Origin of the sequence: Streptomyces asoensis (genome assembly GCF_013085465.1) — a bacterium.
In the GTDB taxonomy this organism is placed as follows: Bacteria; Actinomycetota; Actinomycetes; order Streptomycetales; family Streptomycetaceae; genus Streptomyces; species Streptomyces cacaoi_A.
Genome location: NZ_CP049838.1, coordinates 5,553,347 through 5,571,528, shown reverse-complemented (window position 1 = coordinate 5,571,528; position 18,182 = coordinate 5,553,347). Strand labels below are relative to the sequence as shown.

Below are 18,182 nucleotides of genomic sequence, written 5' to 3'. Positions count from 1 at the left end.
GCCCCTACTGCTTGACCGCCGGAGCCCCGGGCACGCCCTTCGGGGCCGGGGCGGGGCTGCCGGACAGGAAGGACACCCAGCCGCGCTTCGGGGACTCGCCGACCTCCAACGTGCGCAGCTTGGCCAGGACCTTCGGGTCCTGGGCATCCAGCCAGTCGGCGAGCTGCCGGAAGGACACACAGCGCACGTCCGGCTTGTTGCAGACGTTCTCGACGACCTCCTCGACGGCGCGCATGTACGTGCCGCCGTTCCAGGACTCGAAGTGGTTGCCGATGATCAGCGGTGCGCGGTTGCCGTAGTAGGCCCGGTCGAAGCCCTTGAGCAGGCCGTCCCGCATCTGGTGGCCCCAGAACTCGCGCTTGCGGGGATCGCCCTGGCTGGTGGTGCCGGACTGGTTGACCATGAAGTTGTAGTCCATGGTGAGCTGCTCGTAGGAGTGACCGGGGAAGGGCACGAGCTGCATCGACAGGTCCCACAGGCCCTGCTTCTTGCCGGGCCACACCTGGTTGTTGACGCCGCTGGTGTCGTAGCGGAAGCCCAGCTCGCGGGCGGCCCCCATGAAGTTCTTCTGGCCCTCGAGGCAGGGGGTGCGGGCCCCGATGAGTTCCTTGTCGTAGTCGAAGGGCAGCGGGGCCGCGTCCTTCATCCCGGTGTTCGTCTTCCAGGTCTTCACGAACTGCTTGGCCTGGCCGATCTCGTCCTTCCACTCCTCGACCGACCACTCGCCGACGCCCCCGTTCCTGCCGCAGAAGTGGCCGTTGAAGTGGGTGCCGATCTCGTTCCCCTCCAGCCACGCCAGGCGCAGCTGCTTCACGGTGTCGGCGATGCCCTGCTCGTCGTTGAAGCCGATGTCGGAACGACCCGGCGAGTGCTGCGGCGGCCTGTACAGGTCGGCCTTCTTCTCCGGCAGCATGTACACGCCGCTGAGGAAGTACGTCATCGTCGCGCGGTTGGCCTTGGACACCTGGCGGAAGTGGGAGAACAGCTTCTGGCTGTCCTCGCCTGCGCCGTCCCAGGAGAAGACCACGAACTGCGGCGGCTTCTGGCCCGGCTTCAGTCGCTCGGGGCGTGGCAGGTGGGGCTGCGCTCCGGTGTACGCGGTGGAGCCGTCGCCGATCAGGCGGACGACACTCTTGGGGGCCGGCACCGGCTTGGCCTTCTGCGGGCCCGGCACTCCCTCCTCGGAACCGTGGGAACCCCCGGTTTCCGTTGCGCAACCGGCGAGCGATGCGGCGAGAGCCGCGGCGACCACTGCGCCCGCGGCGATCCTCTGGGTGGCGGCCATCTCCGCCCACCTTCTTCCTTCTCTCGGCCAACGCCGACGAGGGCGTTCTCTGGTGACGCGCCGGGACGAGCCGGCAGCGCCGTCAAGGTCGCACGGAGTCGAGAAGGAATTAGTACGACAAGCCGATAAAAAGACCACTTCACCCTCGGGGGTGATTAACTGCCCCATTTGCCGCAAAAATCCAGGCTTGACCTTTACTCTGCATTACGATCTGTTTACCGAGCGTTGATTTTCATCCCCCCGCTGCACGCCGTGACCCACGGCCGCGACCGCCCCCGCCCCAACCGGGGGACCACCTGTTCCGCGACCGCGCTGCCCCGGAGGAGACGGGAACCATGTCCGCCTGCGCCCCCACCCGCACCGCCCACTCGACGCCCACCGAACGCACCCACCCACCCCACAGCCCCCCACCGGCCCCGCACCGCCGCTTCCGCATCGCGGGCGCCGACGTGTCCGCCTCGATCGCGGTCTTCCTGATCGCCCTGCCCCTGTCCCTCGGCATCGCCCTCGCCACCGGCGCGCCCCTCCAGGCCGGTCTCGTCGCCGCCGCCGTGGGCGGGATCGTCGCCGGGTGGGTCGGCGGTGCGCCGCTCCAGGTCAGCGGCCCCGCAGCCGGCCTGACCGTGGTCACCGCCGACCTGATCCAGCGCTACGGCTGGCGGACGACATGTGCCATCACCGTCCTTGCCGGACTCGCCCAGCTGGGTCTCGGCTGTCTGCGCGTGGCGCGCACCGCCCTCGCCGTCAGCCCCGCCATCGTGCACGGCATGCTCGCCGGCATCGGCGTCACCATCGCCGTCGCCCAACTGCACGTCGTCCTCGGCGGCACCCCCCAGAGCTCGGTCCTCGACAATCTCCGCGCCCTGCCCGCCCAGTTGGCCGGACTACAGCCGGCGGCCGTGGCCGTGAGCGCGCTGACCCTGACCCTGCTGCTGCTCTGGCCGCGTATCCCCGGCCGGGTGGGCCGCCTGGCGCAGAAAGTGCCCGCCGCACTCGTCGCCGTCACCGGCGCCACCGCCACCGCCGCGCTCACGGGCCTCACCCTGCCCAAGGTGGACCTGCCGTCTTGGAGCAGTCACGCGCTGGCGGGACTGCCCGAGGGACCGGTGCTCGGGCTCATGGCCGCCGTCCTCACCACCACTCTGGTGTGCAGCGTGCAGTCGCTGCTCGGCGCGGTCGCCGTGGACAAGCTGATCGCCTCGCGGCCGGACCTGCTCAGCGCCCGCTCCACCCGTGTCGGCCGCTCCGATCTGGACCGCGAGCTGCTGGGCCAGGGCGCGGCCAACATCGTCTCCGGAGCACTCGGCGGACTGCCGGTGGCGGGCGTGGCCGTGCGCAGTTCGGCAAATGTCCAAGCCGGTGCCGTGAGCCGGAACTCCACGATGCTGCACGGCGTTCTCGTAGTAGTCGCCGCGCTGCTGATGGTCCCGATCCTGGATCTCATCCCGCTCGCCTCACTCGCCGCCCTGGTGATGGCCGTCGGCATCCAGATGGTGTCCCTGCACCACATTCGCACGGTGACCCGCCACCGTGAGGTGCTGGTGTACGCCGTCACCACCCTCGGCGTGGTCTTCCTCGGCGTCCTGGATGGCGTGACGCTCGGCATCGCCGTGGCCGTGGCCGTCGCCCTGCACCGCCTCGCCCGCACCCGTATCACGCACCACGAGAAGGAAGGAGTCCATCACGTACACGTAAGAGGCCAGTTGACGTTCCTCGCGGTGCCACGGCTGAGCCGCATCCTGCATCTCGTACCCCAAGCCACCCATGTCGTCGTCGAGTTGGACGGCTCCTTCATGGACCACGCGGCATACGAGGCCCTTCAGGACTGGCAGAAGACACACACCGCCCGGGGTGGCTCCGTCGAGCTGACCGGCCGCCGCTCCGGTACCGGGCTCGACACCGGAACCGACGCCGAGGCGGACGCCGACGCGGACACCGGGGCAGGCGTCGGCTCCCACAGCAGTACCAGCACCGGCACCGGCACCGGCACCGGAGAAGGTGACTCGACCGCTCCGCCAGCTCTCGGTCCCGCTCGCGCCGGCGAGGTCCCGATCGCCGACTGCCGCTGCCGCCCCTGGACGCCGTGGCGCAACCACCAGTGCGAAGTCCCACGAGAAACGACACAGACACCACAGCCATCACCGACGCCGGCACCGGCATCGCTGACAGCACAGCCGGCAGAGTCGACCGCCGCAGTGCGCCCAGCGGAAGCCGCAGAGGCTCCCGGGACGGCCCAGAGGAGGGAGACGACAGAGACCACGGAGTCAGCGAAGCCAGGAGAGCCGGGGCAGGCGACGCAGCCGGACCAGCAGGGCCGGCAGGTCCAGGAGGTCCAGCAGGTCCAGGAAGGGCAGCCAGAGCAGTCCGTCGAGCCGAGCGGGCATCAACTGGTGCGTGGTATCAGCGCGTTCCAGCGCAACACCGCACCGCTGGTGCGGGGTGAGCTGGCGCGGCTGGCCCGGGAGGGGCAACGGCCCACCCAGCTCTTCCTCACCTGCGCCGACTCCCGGCTGGTCACGTCGATGATCACCTCCAGTGGTCCGGGCGACCTGTTCGTGGTGCGCAACGTCGGCAACCTCGTGCCGCCGCCCGGCGAGAAGAGCGGGGACGACTCGGTGGCGGCCGCGATCGAGTACGCGGTGGACGTGCTGAAGGTGCGGTCCATCACGGTGTGCGGGCACTCCGGGTGCGGCGCCATGCAGGCGCTGCTCGACGCCGAACCGGGCTGTGCGCGGACCCCGTTGCAGCGGTGGCTGCGGCACGGTGTGCCGAGTCTGGAGCGGATGGCCGACGACGGCCGCCCGGCCGCCCGGCTGGCCGGGCGGGCGCCGGTGGACGCGGTCGAGCAGCTCTGCCTGACCAACGTGGTCCAACAGTTGGAGCACCTGCGGGCCCACGAGTCGGTGACCCGGGCCCTGCGGAGCGGGGCGCTGGAGCTGCACGGTCTGTACTTCCACGTGGGCGAGGCGCAGACGTACCTGCTCACCGAGGCGGCCGCGGGCGACGGCGAGTTGTTCGGTCATGTGGGAGAGGCGGACGTGCCGGCCTGAACCGGCGCGACGCCTCCCCGACGTCTCACAGCACGGGGCGAGCCGGCGCGGGGCGGGGATGTGAAAGGCGTTACACCGGCTGAACTCCGTCCGCCCCGTGTCCGTGGGTACGGATGACCCCTGGGTCGATCCAGGGGACGACCTCTGGCCACCGGAAACAGGGTCGAGAAGTGATGACCCTACAGGTCTAAACCAATTTTTGGTCGGCCCTTGTCACCTGACCCCTGGGTCTGATGAGCTGTGGCCTGGGACACAACGGACACGGACACCCTTCGAGAGGGAGATGTCGTGAGCAACGAATCCTTGGCCAACCTGCTCAAGGAAGAGCGCAGGTTCGCGCCGCCCGCCGATCTGGCGGCCGACGCCAACGTCACGGCGGAGGCGTACGAGCAGGCCAAGGCTGACAGGCTCGGCTTCTGGGCCGAGCAGGCCCGTCGGCTGACCTGGGCCAAGGAGCCGACCGAGACGCTGGACTGGTCGAACCCGCCGTTCGCCAAGTGGTTCAAGGACGGCGAACTCAACGTCGCCTACAACTGCGTAGACCGGCATGTGGAGGCCGGACACGGCGACCGGGTCGCCATCCACTTCGAGGGCGAGCCCGGCGACAGCCGCGCCGTCACCTACGCCGAGCTCAAGGACGAGGTGTCGAAGGCCGCCAACGCCCTGTTGGAGCTGGGGGTCCAGAAGGGCGACCGGGTCGCCGTCTACATGCCGATGATCCCCGAGACGGCCATCGCGATGCTGGCCTGTGCCCGGATCGGCGCCGCGCACTCGGTCGTCTTCGGCGGCTTCTCGGCGGACGCGCTCGCCACCCGTATCCAGGACGCGGACGCCAAGGTCGTCATCACGTCCGACGGCGGATACCGGCGCGGCAAGCCGTCCGCGCTGAAGCCGGCCGTCGACGACGCGGCCGACCGCGCCGGAAACGTCGAGCACGTGCTCGTCGTCCGGCGCACGGGCCAGGACGTCGCCTGGAACGGCGAGCGTGACGTGTGGTGGCACGAGATCGTCGAGCGCCAGTCGGCCGAGCACACCCCCGAGGCGTTCGAGGCCGAGCACCCGCTGTTCATCCTCTACACCTCCGGCACCACGGGTAAGCCGAAGGGCATCCTGCACACCTCCGGCGGCTACCTCACGCAGACCGCGTACACGCACCACGCGGTCTTCGATCTCAAGCCGGAGACCGACGTCTACTGGTGCACGGCCGACGTCGGCTGGGTCACCGGGCACTCGTACATCGTCTACGGGCCGCTGGCGAACGGCGCGACGCAGGTCATGTACGAGGGCACGCCCGACACCCCCCACCAGGGCCGGTTCTGGGAGATCGTGCAGAAGTACGGGGTGACGATCCTGTACACGGCGCCGACCGCCATCCGTACGTTCATGAAGTGGGGCGACGACATCCCCGCGAAGTTCGATCTCAGCAGCCTGCGGGTGCTCGGCTCGGTCGGTGAGCCGATCAACCCCGAGGCCTGGATCTGGTACCGCAAGCACATCGGGGGCGACCGGACGCCGATCGTCGACACCTGGTGGCAGACCGAGACCGGCGCGATGATGATCTCGCCGCTGCCGGGCGTCACCGAGACCAAGCCCGGTTCGGCACAGCGTCCGCTGCCCGGCATCTCCGCGACCGTCGTCGACGACGAGGCGAACGAGGTGCCCGACGGCGGCGGTGGCTACCTGGTCCTCACCGAGCCGTGGCCGTCCATGCTGCGCACGATCTGGGGCGACGACCAGCGGTTCCTCGACACGTACTGGGCGCGCTTCGAGGGCAGGTACTTCGCCGGTGACGGGGCGAAGAAGGACGACGACGGCGACATCTGGCTCCTCGGGCGGGTCGACGACGTGATGCTCGTGTCGGGTCACAACATCTCCACCACGGAGGTCGAGTCGGCGCTCGTGTCCCACCCGGCCGTCGCCGAGGCGGCCGTCGTCGGCGCGGCGGACGAGACCACCGGGCAGGCCATCGTCGCCTTCGTCATCCTGCGGGGCACGGCGAACGCCGAGGACGAACAGCTCGTCGCCGACCTGCGCAACCATGTCGGCACCACGCTCGGCCCGATCGCCAAGCCGAAGCGGATCATGCCGGTCGCGGAGCTGCCGAAGACCCGCTCCGGCAAGATCATGCGCCGGCTGCTGCGGGATGTCGCGGAGAACCGTCAGCTCGGGGACGTCACCACGCTGACCGACTCCACGGTCATGGATCTCATCCAGGCGAAGCTCCCGGCCTCCCCCAGCGAGGACTGAGCAGGTCAGGGAAGGGCACCCGGCGACAACCGCGCCGGGTGCTCTTTTCGCACCTAACGTGGGGATCACCGGATTCCTCCTCGCGTACTTTAGGTAGGCTAAAGAAAAAGGTGCGCCGGGAAGTCTGGTCGGCATGTGCTCAGTGCTGCCCACCGACCGGAGGCCCCCACCGTGTCCGCGCCCCGCAACACCACCCCCGGCAAGGTCTTCGGACGTCTGTCCCTGCCCGAGCGGAACTTCGTCGCGGAGGCGCTGCGCACCGAGACCGTCGGCGGCGTGCTGCTGCTCGTCGCCGCCGTCGCCGCGCTGGTCTGGGCGAACGCACCCGCGCTGCACGACAGCTACGAGAGCGTCAGCCACTTCCACCTCGGACCCGAAGCCCTCGGGCTGAACCTCTCCGTCGCGCACTGGGCGGCCGACGGCCTGCTCGCGATCTTCTTCTTCGTCGCCGGCATCGAACTCAAGCGAGAACTCGTCGCCGGTGACCTCAAGGACCCCAAGGCCGCCGCGCTCCCCGTGGCGGCCGCGCTGTGCGGGATGGTCGTACCCGCGCTCGTCTACACGCTCACCAACCTCGGCGGCGGTGGCTCACTGAGCGGTTGGGCGGTGCCCACGGCCACCGACATCGCGTTCGCGCTCGCCGTGCTCGCCGTCATCGGCACGTCCCTGCCGAGCGCGCTGCGCGCCTTCCTGCTCACCCTCGCGGTCGTCGACGACCTGTTCGCGATCATGATCATCGCGGTCTTCTTCACGAGCACCATCGACTTCGTGGCGCTGGGCGGCGCGGTCGTCGGCCTCCTCGTGTTCTGGCTGCTGCTGCGCAAAGGCGTGACCGGCTGGTACGTCTACATCCCCCTCGCGCTCGTCATCTGGGCCCTGATGTACAACAGCGGCGTGCACGCCACCATCGCCGGGGTCGCGATGGGCCTGATGCTGCGCTGCACGACGCGCGAGGGCGAGAAGCACTCCCCCGGCGAGCGGATCGAGCACCTCGTCCGGCCTCTCTCCGCAGGCCTCGCGGTGCCGCTGTTCGCCCTGTTCAGCGCCGGTGTGGCGATCTCGGGAAACGCGCTCGTCGACGTGTTCGGCAAGCCGGAGACCCTGGGAGTCGTCCTCGGTCTCGTCGTGGGCAAGACGATCGGCATCTTCGGCGGGACCTGGCTGACCGCCCGCTTCACCCGCGCCTCGCTGAGCGACGACCTCGCCTGGGCGGACGTCTTCGCCGTCGCGTCCCTCGCCGGCATCGGCTTCACCGTGTCGCTGCTGATCGGGGAGCTCGCCTTCGAGGGCGACCCGGCCCTGACCGACGAGGTCAAGGCCTCCGTCCTGCTGGGCTCGCTGATCGCGGCCACCCTCGCGACGGTCCTGCTGAAGCTGCGCAACGCCGAGTACCGCCGGATGTGGGAGGCCGAGGAGCGCGACGACGACCTCGACGGCATCCCGGACGTGTACGAGGAGGACGACCCGGCCTACCACCTGCGGATGGCGGAGATCTACGACGGCAAGGCCGCCGAGCACCGCCGCCGAGCCGAGGAGATCGCCCGCGAGAGCGACCGCGAGGAGGCCCCGGGAGGAGGCTCGGGGGAGGCCGGGGAGAGGCCGACACGCGCCACGGGCCTGCCTAAGTGATGGGCGGGGCAGGCGAGGAGGGCGACCGTCCGGCATGATCTGACGGGACGGTACAAAAGAAGCCAGAAGCAGCACAGCAGCAGAAGAGGGAGAACGCGATGAGCGCACCCGACGGCAGCCCGGTCGGCGCCGAACGCAGCATCGGCCAGCTGTTCGCCTCGGCGACGACCGAATTGTCGGCGCTGGTGCACGACGAGATCGCGCTGGCGAAGGCGCAGCTGAAGCAGGACGTCAAACGGGGAGCGACGAGCGGTGGGGCGTTCTCGGTGGCCGGCGCGGTCCTGCTGTTCTCCCTTCCGATGCTCAACTTCGCCCTGGCGTACGGCATTCGGACCTGGAGCGACTGGAACCTCGCGATCTGCTTCCTGCTCTCCTTCGCGGCGAACGTCCTCATCGCGCTCGTCCTCGTCCTGATCGGTGTGGTCTTCGCGAAGAAGGCGCAGAAGAGCAAGGGCCCGCAGAAGGTCGCCGCGTCGATGAAGGCTTCGGCGGGCGTCCTCCAGAACGCCAAGCCGCACCCGCGGCCCGAGCTCCCGCAGGACCGGGTCCCGGAGGCCATCGAGGCTGTGGCACGCTCGTCGTCATGACGGACCCCGGCACACCTTCGGCCCAGCCCGCCTCGGTCGTACGACCGGACGCCGTCTGCGGCGTGCAGGTCACCCATCGCGAGGTCGCCGCGAACGGTGCCCGCTTCCACATCGCCGAGCTCGGCGACGGGCCGCTGGTCATGCTCGTCCACGGTTTCCCACAGTTCTGGTGGACGTGGCGACACCAGCTGGTCGCGCTGGCCGACGCGGGCTTCCGCGCCGTCGCGATGGACCTGCGAGGCGTGGGCGGCAGCGACCGTACGCCGCGCGGCTACGACCCGGCGAACCTCGCCCTCGACATCACCGGCGTGATCCGCTCCCTGGGCGAGCCGGACGCCGCGCTGGTCGGCCACGACCTGGGCGGCTACCTGGCGTGGACGGCCGCCGTGATGCGCCCCAAGCTCGTCCGGAGGCTCGCCGTCGCCTCGATGCCGCATCCCCGGCGCTGGCGCTCGGCGATGCTCGCCGACGTCCGGCAGACGACCGCGAGCTCCCACATCTGGGGGTTCCAGCGGCCGTGGATCCCCGAGCGGCAGCTCACCGCCGACGACGGCGAACTGGTGGGCCGGCTGATCCGGGACTGGTCCGGGCCGCGACTGCCGGAGGACGAGGCGGTGGAGACCTACCAGCGCGCCATGTGCATCCCCTCCACCGCGCACTGCGCCGTCGAGCCGTACCGGTGGCTGGTGCGCTCGATGGCCCGGCCGGACGGCGTCCAGTTCTACCGGCGCATGAAGCGGCCCGTGCGCGTGCCCACGCTGCATCTGCACGGGTCCCTCGATCCGGTGATGCGCACCCGTAGCGCGGCCGGCTCCGGGGAGTACGTCGAAGCGCCGTACCGCTGGCGGCTGTTCGACGGGCTCGGCCACTTCCCGCACGAAGAGGATCCGGTCGCTTTCTCCACCGAACTGGTCAACTGGCTGAAGGATCCCGAGCCCGATCGGTGACCGCGCCGTCGCGCTCGGCACCCGTTCCTGAACGTCTGTACGACGAACAGCCAAATGCCCGGCGCATAGGCCAATTGGCCGCTCTGAGAGCGGTTATCGACCTTGGGGCAGGGGCAGACGTCGGTGTATGGGCTGGACGCACGACTACAGTGATGCAGCACGCAACCGCCGCTCGGCCAGTGGCCTGAGCCCCCACCGACGAGGTGCCGACCCGCAACTGCCGGGCTCAGACCTCCGAGTGGGCATTCCGCGCATCCTGCGCCGCCGGGCCCGCTGGGTCTCGGTCCGCTTGCGTCACCCTCGAGGCTGACCCGGCAAAGGATTCAGAGGGGCCCTGTGCGGGGCCCTTCTGCGGGATCCTCCCCAGGGCTTCTCAAAGGGCGCAGCTGTCGCTGTCCACCTGTTGGCCCGCGGTACGCCCCTCGGTGATGTCCTGCTGGATCTCGTCCGCGGTGAGGGCGTAGCCGGTGTCGGCGTCGTCGAGGGACTTCGCGAAGACCACGCCGTACACCTTGCCGTCGGTGGTGAGCAGCGGGCCTCCGGAGTTGCCCTGACGGACGGTCGTGAACAGCGAGTACACGTCACGGCGCACGGTGGTGCGGTGGTAGATGTCCGGGCCGTTGGCCGTGATGCGACCGCGCACCCGCGCGGCACGGACGTCGTACGACCCGTTCTCCGGGAAACCGGCGACGATCGCGTCGTCGCTGCTCACCGCGTCCTTGGTGGTGAACTCCAGGACGGGCGCGTCGAGATCCGGTACGTCCAGGACGGCGATGTCGCGCTTCCAGTCGTACAGGACGACCGTGGCGTCGTACTTGCGGCCCTCGCCGCCTATCTGGACGGTGGGTTCGTCGACGCCGCCCACGACGTGCGCGTTGGTCATGACGCGGCGCTCACCGAAGACGAAGCCGGTGCCTTCCAGAACCTTGCCGCAGCTCTCCGCGGTGCCCATGACCTTGACGATGGATCGCTGCGCGCGCTTGGCCACCGCACTGTTCGCCAGGGCCGGGTCGGGCGGCTTGACGTCGGTGATCGGCTCGTTGGAGAACGGGCTGAAGACCTGCGGGAAGCCGTTCTGCGCGAGGACGGAGGAGAAGTCGGCGAACCAGGTGTCGGCCTGGTCGGGCAGCGCGTCCGACACTCCGTGCAGCACCTTGGAGCTACGGACCTCCTTGCCCAGCGTGGGCAGGGTGGTGCCGGCGAGGGCGGACCCGATCAGCCACGCCACCAGCAGCATCGCCACGACGTTGACCAGCGCGCCGCCGGTCGCGTCCAGCGCGCGGGCCGGGGACCAGGTGATGTACCGGCGCAGCTTGTTGCCGAGGTGGGTGGTGAGGGCCTGACCGATCGAGGCGCAGACGATCACGACGATGACCGCGACGACGGCGGCCGTGGTGCTCACCTCGGAGTTGTCGGTCAGCGCGTCCCAGATCACGGGCAGCAGGTAGACGGCGACGAGGCCGCCCCCCAGAAAACCGATCACCGACAGGATGCCGACGACGAAGCCCTGGCGGTAGCCGACGACCGCGAACCAGACGGCCGCGACCAACAACAGGATGTCCAGCACGTTCACCGCTTCGCGCCTCGCCTCATCAATTCACGGTCACCACAGGTCGGCCGGGGGTCCGACCCGCCGCGAAGCGGCGATGGGGCAGAGCTTCCCCCTGGCAGACACAGCACGGTGGACACCCTGTCATGACCGCCAGTCGAGCGGGACCTGCTTCTCGCGGTCCCAGGGGTGCTCCCAGCCCGCGAAGTGCAGCAGGCGGTCGATCACCCCGGCCGTGAAACCCCACACAAGGGCGGATTCGACCAGAAATGCCGGGCCGCGGTGACCACTGGGGTGCACGGTCATGGCGCGATTCTCGGCGTCCGTGAGATCCGCCACGGGAACGGTGAAGACGCGGGCGGTCTCCGCCGGATCGACGACGCCGACCGGGCTCGGCTCGCGCCACCAGCCCAGGACCGGGGTGACGACGAAGCCGCTGACCGGGATGTACAGCTTGGGCAGCACGCCGAAGAGCTGGACGCCTGCCGGATCGAGCCCGGTCTCCTCCTCGGCCTCGCGCAGGGCGGCCCGGAGCGGCCCGTCACCGTGCGGGTCGCCGTCCTCCGGGTCGAGGGCGCCGCCCGGGAAGGAGGGCTGACCCGCGTGGGAGCGAAGGGAGCTGGCGCGCTCCATGAGCAGCAGCTCGGGGCCGCGCTCGCCCTCGCCGAACAGGATCAGGACGGCCGACTGGCGTCCCGCGCCGTCCTCCGGGGGCAGGAAGCGGCTGAGCTGGAGCGGCTTGACCGTCTCCACGGCGTGCACCACCGGGTCCAGCCAGGCGGGCAGGCCCTCCTTGCTGAGTGTCACCGCACCGCCCTGCGTGTTGCTCGCGCGTGTCATCGCCACACCACCCCCCGTTCTGCCCTGTCCAACGCCCGGGAACCGACCGATCGTTCCGTGGGCCGTCCCCCGATCGTGCGTGTCCTGCGGGTCATTCGCGTCGTGCGGGTCGTACGCGTCGTACGCGTCGTACGCGTCGTACGCGTCGTACGCGTCGGGGACATGCGTACGGCGGGCCGCCCCGCGTCGGCCGTCCGTCCCGCGTCGGCCCGTGCAGCGCGTTCGGCCCGGGCCTCCGTCAGCCCTTCCGTCATCCGGCCCCCAGCGGCGGGGCCGGCCTGCCGCCCGCGTCCAGGTAGGACTGGGGCGGGTTCAGGCGCTGGCCGGGGAAGCCGCCCTTCTCGTACTTCAGGAGCTTCTTCGCCTTCTCCGGGTCCGTCTCGCCCTCGCCGTACGCCGGGCAGAGCGGGGCGATGGGGCAGGCGCCGCAGGCGGGCTTGCGGGCGTGGCAGATACGGCGGCCATGGAAGATCACATGGTGCGAGAGCATCGTCCAGTCGCTCTTGGGGAAGAGCGCGCCGACGGCCGCCTCGATCTTGTCGGGCTCGGTCGCCTCGGTCCACTTCCAGCGCCGTACGAGCCGCTGGAAGTGTGTGTCCACGGTGATCCCGGGTCGGCCGAACGCGTTCCCCAGCACCACGAAGGCGGTCTTACGACCGACGCCGGGCAGCTTGACCAGGTCCTCGAGCCGACCGGGGACCTCCCCGCCGAACTCCTCCACCAGGGCCTTGGAGAGACCCATCACCGACTTGGTCTTGGCCCGGAAGAAGCCGGTGGGGCGGAGGATCTCCTCGACCTCCTCCGGGTCGGCGGCGGCCAGATCCTCGGGGGTGGGGTACTTGGCGAAGAGGGCGGGGGTCGTCTGGTTCACCCGGAGGTCGGTGGTCTGGGCGGACAGGACCGTGGCGACCACCAGCTGGAAGGGGTTCTCGAAGTCCAGCTCGGGGTGGGCATAGGGGTAGATCTCGGCGAGCTCGCGGTTGACGCGGCGGGCGCGGCGGACGAGAGCGGTGTGGGACTCGGGCTTGCTGACAGCGGCACCCTTGTTCACGTCACCCTTGTTCACGGCGTCCTTGCCCGCAGCACCCTTGCTCACGGCGTCCTTGCCCACGGCGCCCTTGCTCACGGCGTCCTCGTCCGCGCGGGCCTTGCTTGCAGCGCGCCTGGTCGCGACCTTCTTGACGGCCGCTTTCCCGCTGTCGGCCGCTTTCTTCGCAGGCATTTCGTTTGTCACCTTTGCCGTTTTCCTACCACCGCCGGGGTCCTGTTCGCCCACAGCGGAAACGCGACGTACAACCACCCGCCCAGCCCCCTTGGCCTGTGCTCTCACCGGCGATTTGGACACTCGGCCAGCCTAAAGCCCGGCACCGACATCCGCCCCGGACCCTGAAGATCGGCCCCCAATTGGACCCCTGCCGCTTACCTCGGGACACGTGTGCGGCATCCTTGTGACAGATCACACTGTTTGGACCGTCCAGCAAAACGGGGAACACGGTCCCCTGGTAAGCGGGGGAGCAAGATCCCCTGAGCAGGTCGACAAGGAGAGAACTCGTGGACGACGTTCTGCGGCGCAACCCGCTCTTCGCGGCACTCGACGACGAGCAGGCCGCGGAACTGCGCGCCTCCATGAGCGAGGTGACCCTCGCCCGTGGTGACTCCCTCTTCCACGAGGGCGACCCGGGCGACCGGCTCTATGTCGTCACCGAGGGCAAGGTCAAGCTCCACCGCACCTCCCCGGACGGCCGGGAGAACATGCTGGCCGTGGTGGGTCCCAGCGAGCTCATCGGAGAGCTGTCGCTCTTCGACCCGGGCCCGCGCACGGCGACCGCCACCGCCCTCACCGAGGTCAAGCTCCTCGGCCTCGGCCACGGCGACCTCCAGCCCTGGCTGAACGCCCGGCCCGAGGTGGCCACCGCACTGCTGCGCGCCGTCGCCCGGCGCCTGCGCAAGACCAACGACGCCATGTCGGACCTGGTCTTCTCGGACGTCCCCGGCCGCGTGGCCCGCGCCCTGCTGGACCTCTCGCGCCGCTTCGGCGTGCAGTCCGAGGAGGGCATCCACGTCGTCCACGACCTGACGCAGGAGGAGCTGGCCCAGCTCGTCGGCGCGTCGCGCGAGACCGTGAACAAGGCGCTGGCGGACTTCGCCCAGCGCGGGTGGCTGCGCCTGGAAGCGCGGGCGGTCATCCTGCTGGACGTGGAGCGACTGGCCAAGCGGTCGCGCTAGCCGCTGGTCCCGGCCGGCGCGGGTGGCCGTGTGAGCGTTCGTCAGTGGGCTCGGGTCGCGGTGTGACCGTCGCTGGGGGCTACTGCCCCCAGCCCCCGCTGTCGGCCCTGAGCGGGCCTCGTCCTCGAACGCGGAACGAGCCGCTCCACGCGCCTGCGCCTGGTGCCGGCACCTGCGCCCGGTCCCGAAAATGATCCGCCGGACCACGCTCGGGGCAGCACAGTGGCCCCATGGCAGAAACGCTTCCCTCCCGAGGTCTCGACTCCCAGGGACACATCGCCCGCGAAGGCTCCCTCGCGCGCGTGGCGGATGTTTTCCGGCCGGTCGTCGTGGCGGCTCGGGACCGGATCCCGGGCGTTTTCGGAGCCCGGCTGCACAGTGCGTACCTCTACGGGTCGATTCCACGCGGTGCCGCGCGCGAGGGCCGCAGCGATCTGGACCTTCTGGTCGTCCTGCGTGAGGAGCCGACCGACACGGACCGGGCGGACGGCCGCGCGCTCGACGAGGCCCTCGACAAGGAGTTCCCGCAGATCGACGGCGGAGGCACTCTGTTGGTCGGCCACGCGCGCGTGCTGAGCGACCTGGAGAGACACGACCTGGGGTGGTTCCTGGCGTGCCTGTGCACGCCGCTGCTCGGGGAGGACCTCGCCGAGCACCTCCCCCGCTACCGCCCGGACTCCCTGCTCGCGCGGGAGACCAATGGCGACCTCGCGCTGCTCCTGCCGCGCTGGCGCGATCGCATCGCCTCGGCGGGCGACTCCGAGGAGGCCCTGCGGCCACTCGTCCGGTTCATGTCCCGCCGCCTCGTGCGCACCGCGTTCACGCTCGTCATGCCCCGCTGGAACGGCTGGACGAGCGATCTGCACGAGATGGCGGAGGCCTTCGGCGGCTACTACGCGCAGCGCGCGGCGCAGCTACGGGCGGCGGCCGTCCTCGGGTACGAGCCGAGCGGCGACCGCGCCGTCCTCTCGTCCTACGTCGACGATCTCGGCCCCTGGCTCGCCGAGGAGTACGCGCGCGTGCACGGCGTGAAGGCCGACAGGCCGGACGAGCCCTAGGCCGGGCCCTGGATGAGCCCGTGCTCCTTCAGGTACTCCATCTGCGCCCGTACGGACAGCTCCGCCGCCGGCCACAGGGACCGGTCGACGTCGGCGTACACATGGGCGACGACCTCGGCGGGGGTGCGGTAGCCGTCCTCGAAGGCCGTCTCGACCTGGGCGAGGCGGTGGGCACGGTGCGCGAGGTAGAACTCCACGACGCCCTGTGCGTCCTCCAGGACCGGTCCGTGGCCCGGCAGGACGATGTGGACGCCGTCGTCGACCGTGAGGGACCTGAGCCGCCGCAGGGAGTCCAGGTAGTCGCCCAGGCGGCCGTCGGGATGCGCGACGACGGTCGTGCCGCGGCCGAGGACCGTGTCGCCGGTCAGTACGGCCCGGTCGGCCGGGAGGTGGAAGCAGAGGGAGTCGGCGGTGTGGCCGGGCGTCGGGACGACCCGCAGCTCCAGGCCGCCCACCGTGATCACGTTCCCGGCGGCCAGGCCCTCCTCGCCCAGCCGCAGCGCCGGGTCCAGGGCCCGCACCTTCGTGCCGGTCAGCCCGGCGAAGCGGGCGGCGCCCTCGGCGTGGTCGGGGTGGCCGTGCGTCAGCAGGGTCAGGGCGACGCGCTTGCCGGCCCGCTCGGCGGTGTCGACGACCGCGCGCAGATGGCCGTCGTCCAGCGGGCCCGGGTCGATCACGACCGCCAGATCGGAGTCGGGCTCGGAGACGATCCAGGTGTTCGTGCCGTCCAGGGTCATCGCGGACGCGTTCGGCGCGAGGACGTTGACCGCGCGCGGGGTGGCCGGGCCGGAGAGGACTCCGCCTCGCGGCTGGCCGGGGAGAGCGGCTGCGTCGGTCATGCGAAGGGGCCTTCCATAGGGCTGGGCGGAACGTCACCTGGGCGGCGGACGGCCGGCGCGGCGCATCGAGGCGCTCCAGGCGGCGCGAGGGGACCGGGAAGGACCCGTCCTCCGCCGGGCGGCCGGCTTCGACCGCTCACGCCCGTCCGCCCACGGATGTCCGTCATGCGGGGCCCCCGCCCGTCGCGTCGCTCACGCCGGTCGCCTCGATCGGGATGTGCTTGGTGAACTCGTCGTGCCCCGGCCACGACAGCACGACCTCGCTCTCCTCCAGGCGGGCCTCCGCCAGGACGGGCGTCAGGTCACGGTCAGGGGCCGCGGCGAGCGCCTCTGCGGCCGTGGCGTACGGGACGAGCCGGCGCAGGGTCGCGATGGTGGGCGGCATCATCAGCAGCTCGCCCTTGTCGTACGAGGCCGCCGCGTCCGCCGGGCGGATCCACACCGTGCGGTCGGCCTCGGTGGAGGCGTTGCGGGTGCGCTGGCCCTCGGGGAGCGCGGCCACGAAGAACCAGGTGTCGTAGCGACGGGACTCGAACTCCGGGGTGATCCAACGCGTCCAGGCACCGAGCAGGTCGGAGCGCAGGACCAGGCCGCGGCGGTCGAGGAACTCGGCGAAGGACAGTTCACGGGCGGCCACCGCGGCGCGGTCGGCCTCCCAGTCGGCGCCCGTGGTGTCACCGACGACGGAATCGGGCGTGAGCCCCGCGAGCAGGACGCCGGCCTCCTCGTAGGTCTCGCGTACGGCCGCGCAGACGATCGCCTGTGCCGCCGTCTCGTCGACGCCGAGCCGCTCGGCCCACCACGCGCGCGTGGGGCCCGCCCAGCGGACGTGAAGGTCGTCGTCGCGTGGGTCGACGCCGCCGCCGGGATAGGCGTACGCGCCTCCGGCGAAGGCCATGGAGGCGCGTCTGCGCAGCATGTGGACGACAGGGCCGCCGTCGGTGTCCTTCAGGAGCATGACGGTGGCCGCGCGCTTCGGGACGACCGGGGTGAGGGTGCCGTCCGCGAGCGCGCGGATGCGTTCCGGCCAGTCCTGGGGGAACCACTGCCCATTCGCCATGGGCGCGAGGCTATCCCGTGGTGCGCGAATGTTCGAGAGGCCCCCGAGGTCAGAGCGCGTCCACGGGGCGCCTGCGAGGACGCCTCCGGGATGCCGGCGTGGCACCGGGAGAAGCGTCCGCAAGGCGCCTACAGGGCGAAGGCGCCTTCGGGACGAAAAGCGACTACGGGACGAGCTCCACCTGGATCTCGACCTCCACAGGCGCGTCCAGCGGCAGCACCGCGACGCCCACCGCGCTGCGCGCGTGCACGCCCTTGTCGCCGAGGACCTCGCCCAGCAGTTCGCTCGCACCGTTGAGCACGGCGGGCTGGCCGGTGAAGTCCGAGGCCGACGCCACGAAGCCGACGACCTTCACCACGCGCGCGATGCGGTCCAGGTCGCCCGCGACCGACTTGACGGCGGCCAGGGCGTTCAGCGCGCAGGTGCGGGCCAGCTCCTTGGCCTCCTCGGGGGTGACCTCGGCGCCGACCTTGCCGGTGATCGGCAGCTTGCCGTCCACCATGGGCAGCTGGCCGGCCGTGTACACGTACGGGCCGGACTGCACGGCCGGCTGGTAGGCCGCGAGGGGCGGCACGACCGCCGGCAGGGTCAGCCCCAGCTCGGCGAGCCTCTCCTCGACCGCGCTCACGCCTTCGCCCGCTTCAGGTAGGCGACGAGCTGCTCCGGGTTGTTCGGCCCGGGCACGACCTGGACGAGCTCCCAGCCGTCCTCGCCCCAGGTGTCCAGAATCTGCTTCGTTGCGTGGACGAGCAGCGGCACGGTTGCGTATTCCCACTTGGTCATGGGGCCGACTGTATCCGCTGTCGCCCGAGGGCCCGTTCCACAGGCCATGTGGCCGATATCGCCCCCTCTTGTCCACAGCCTC

General features: G+C 70.7%; 16 protein-coding genes. 8 read left to right on the top strand and 8 right to left on the bottom strand.

The features are described 5' to 3' along the window. Nucleotides 1–4: 4 nt before the first annotated feature. Complete coding sequence (locus G9272_RS24905) at nucleotides 5–1,285, bottom strand: hypothetical protein (protein ID WP_171398619.1); 1,281 nt, start codon at nucleotides 1,283–1,285, stop codon at nucleotides 5–7. A 335-nt stretch (nucleotides 1,286–1,620) separates the two neighbouring features. On the opposite strand from G9272_RS24905, the gene G9272_RS24900 reads away from it, so the two are divergent. The 6 genes from G9272_RS24900 to G9272_RS45445 all read left to right on the top strand — a co-directional run bounded on the left by G9272_RS24900 (nucleotide 1,621) and on the right by G9272_RS45445 (nucleotide 10,055). Further along, nucleotides 1,621–4,335, top strand: a complete 2,715-nt coding sequence (locus G9272_RS24900) for a SulP family inorganic anion transporter (RefSeq protein ID WP_171398618.1) — start codon at nucleotides 1,621–1,623, stop codon at nucleotides 4,333–4,335. Nucleotides 4,336–4,623: 288 nt separating this feature from the next. Continuing rightward, nucleotides 4,624–6,582, top strand: a complete 1,959-nt coding sequence (acs, locus tag G9272_RS24895; RefSeq protein WP_171398617.1) for an acetate--CoA ligase — start codon at nucleotides 4,624–4,626, stop codon at nucleotides 6,580–6,582. Nucleotides 6,583–6,753: 171 nt separating this feature from the next. Continuing rightward, complete coding sequence (gene nhaA / locus G9272_RS24890) at nucleotides 6,754–8,211, top strand: Na+/H+ antiporter NhaA (RefSeq protein WP_171398616.1); 1,458 nt, start codon at nucleotides 6,754–6,756, stop codon at nucleotides 8,209–8,211. Nucleotides 8,212–8,309: 98 nt separating this feature from the next. Next, nucleotides 8,310–8,798, top strand: coding sequence for a phage holin family protein (locus G9272_RS24885; RefSeq protein WP_054241806.1), 489 nt, complete (start codon nucleotides 8,310–8,312; stop codon nucleotides 8,796–8,798). Beyond that, nucleotides 8,795–9,745, top strand: a complete 951-nt coding sequence (locus tag G9272_RS24880) for an alpha/beta fold hydrolase (RefSeq protein WP_171398615.1) — start codon at nucleotides 8,795–8,797, stop codon at nucleotides 9,743–9,745. Before G9272_RS24885 ends, G9272_RS24880 begins: the two co-directional genes overlap by 4 nt. Nucleotides 9,746–9,872: 127 nt before the next feature. Continuing rightward, nucleotides 9,873–10,055 (top strand): hypothetical protein, encoded by a 183-nt coding sequence (locus tag G9272_RS45445; protein ID WP_253267937.1) that lies wholly within the window; start codon nucleotides 9,873–9,875, stop codon nucleotides 10,053–10,055. Nucleotides 10,056–10,118: 63 nt separating this feature from the next. Here the strand turns inward: G9272_RS45445 and G9272_RS24875 are convergent, their stop codons facing one another. The 3 genes from G9272_RS24875 to nth form a co-directional block, all read right to left on the bottom strand. Further along, the gene (locus G9272_RS24875) at nucleotides 10,119–11,318 is read right to left on the bottom strand and encodes a MarP family serine protease (RefSeq protein ID WP_171398614.1); all 1,200 of its coding nucleotides are present in this window, start codon (nucleotides 11,316–11,318) and stop codon (nucleotides 10,119–10,121) included. 120 nt (nucleotides 11,319–11,438) lie between these two features. Continuing rightward, complete coding sequence (locus tag G9272_RS24870) at nucleotides 11,439–12,134, bottom strand: NUDIX hydrolase (protein WP_171398613.1); 696 nt, start codon at nucleotides 12,132–12,134, stop codon at nucleotides 11,439–11,441. 250 nt (nucleotides 12,135–12,384) lie between these two features. Further along, nucleotides 12,385–13,356 carry an endonuclease III gene (gene nth, locus G9272_RS24865; RefSeq protein ID WP_171398612.1) on the bottom strand — a complete coding sequence of 324 codons (972 nt, stop codon included), beginning with the start codon at nucleotides 13,354–13,356 and terminating at the stop codon, nucleotides 12,385–12,387. 329 nt (nucleotides 13,357–13,685) lie between these two features. Here nth and G9272_RS24860 point away from each other — a divergent pair, with 329 nt between their 5' ends. Together G9272_RS24860 and G9272_RS24855 are read left to right on the top strand one after the other, a co-directional pair. Next, entirely contained in the window at nucleotides 13,686–14,360 is a 675-nt protein-coding gene (locus tag G9272_RS24860; protein WP_020129286.1) for a Crp/Fnr family transcriptional regulator, read from the top strand. A gap of 230 nt (nucleotides 14,361–14,590) precedes the next feature. After that, nucleotides 14,591–15,418, top strand: coding sequence for a nucleotidyltransferase domain-containing protein (locus tag G9272_RS24855; RefSeq protein ID WP_171398611.1), 828 nt, complete (start codon nucleotides 14,591–14,593; stop codon nucleotides 15,416–15,418). On the opposite strand, the gene G9272_RS24850 is transcribed toward G9272_RS24855, so the two are convergent. The 4 genes from G9272_RS24850 to G9272_RS24835 all read right to left on the bottom strand — a co-directional run bounded on the left by G9272_RS24850 (nucleotide 15,415) and on the right by G9272_RS24835 (nucleotide 18,100). Then, the gene (locus tag G9272_RS24850; RefSeq protein WP_171398610.1) at nucleotides 15,415–16,257 is read right to left on the bottom strand and encodes an MBL fold metallo-hydrolase; all 843 of its coding nucleotides are present in this window, start codon (nucleotides 16,255–16,257) and stop codon (nucleotides 15,415–15,417) included. The two genes, G9272_RS24855 and G9272_RS24850, sit on opposite strands and share 4 nt — an antisense overlap. 163 nt (nucleotides 16,258–16,420) lie before the next feature. Further along, entirely contained in the window at nucleotides 16,421–17,317 is an 897-nt protein-coding gene (locus G9272_RS24845) for an NUDIX hydrolase (protein WP_171398609.1), read from the bottom strand. Between the two features lie 163 nt (nucleotides 17,318–17,480). Beyond that, nucleotides 17,481–17,945, bottom strand: coding sequence for a RidA family protein (locus G9272_RS24840; protein ID WP_171398608.1), 465 nt, complete (start codon nucleotides 17,943–17,945; stop codon nucleotides 17,481–17,483). After that, the gene (locus tag G9272_RS24835; RefSeq protein WP_020129281.1) at nucleotides 17,942–18,100 is read right to left on the bottom strand and encodes a DUF4177 domain-containing protein; all 159 of its coding nucleotides are present in this window, start codon (nucleotides 18,098–18,100) and stop codon (nucleotides 17,942–17,944) included. Before G9272_RS24835 ends, G9272_RS24840 begins: the two co-directional genes overlap by 4 nt. Between the last annotated feature and the right edge of the window lie 82 nt (nucleotides 18,101–18,182).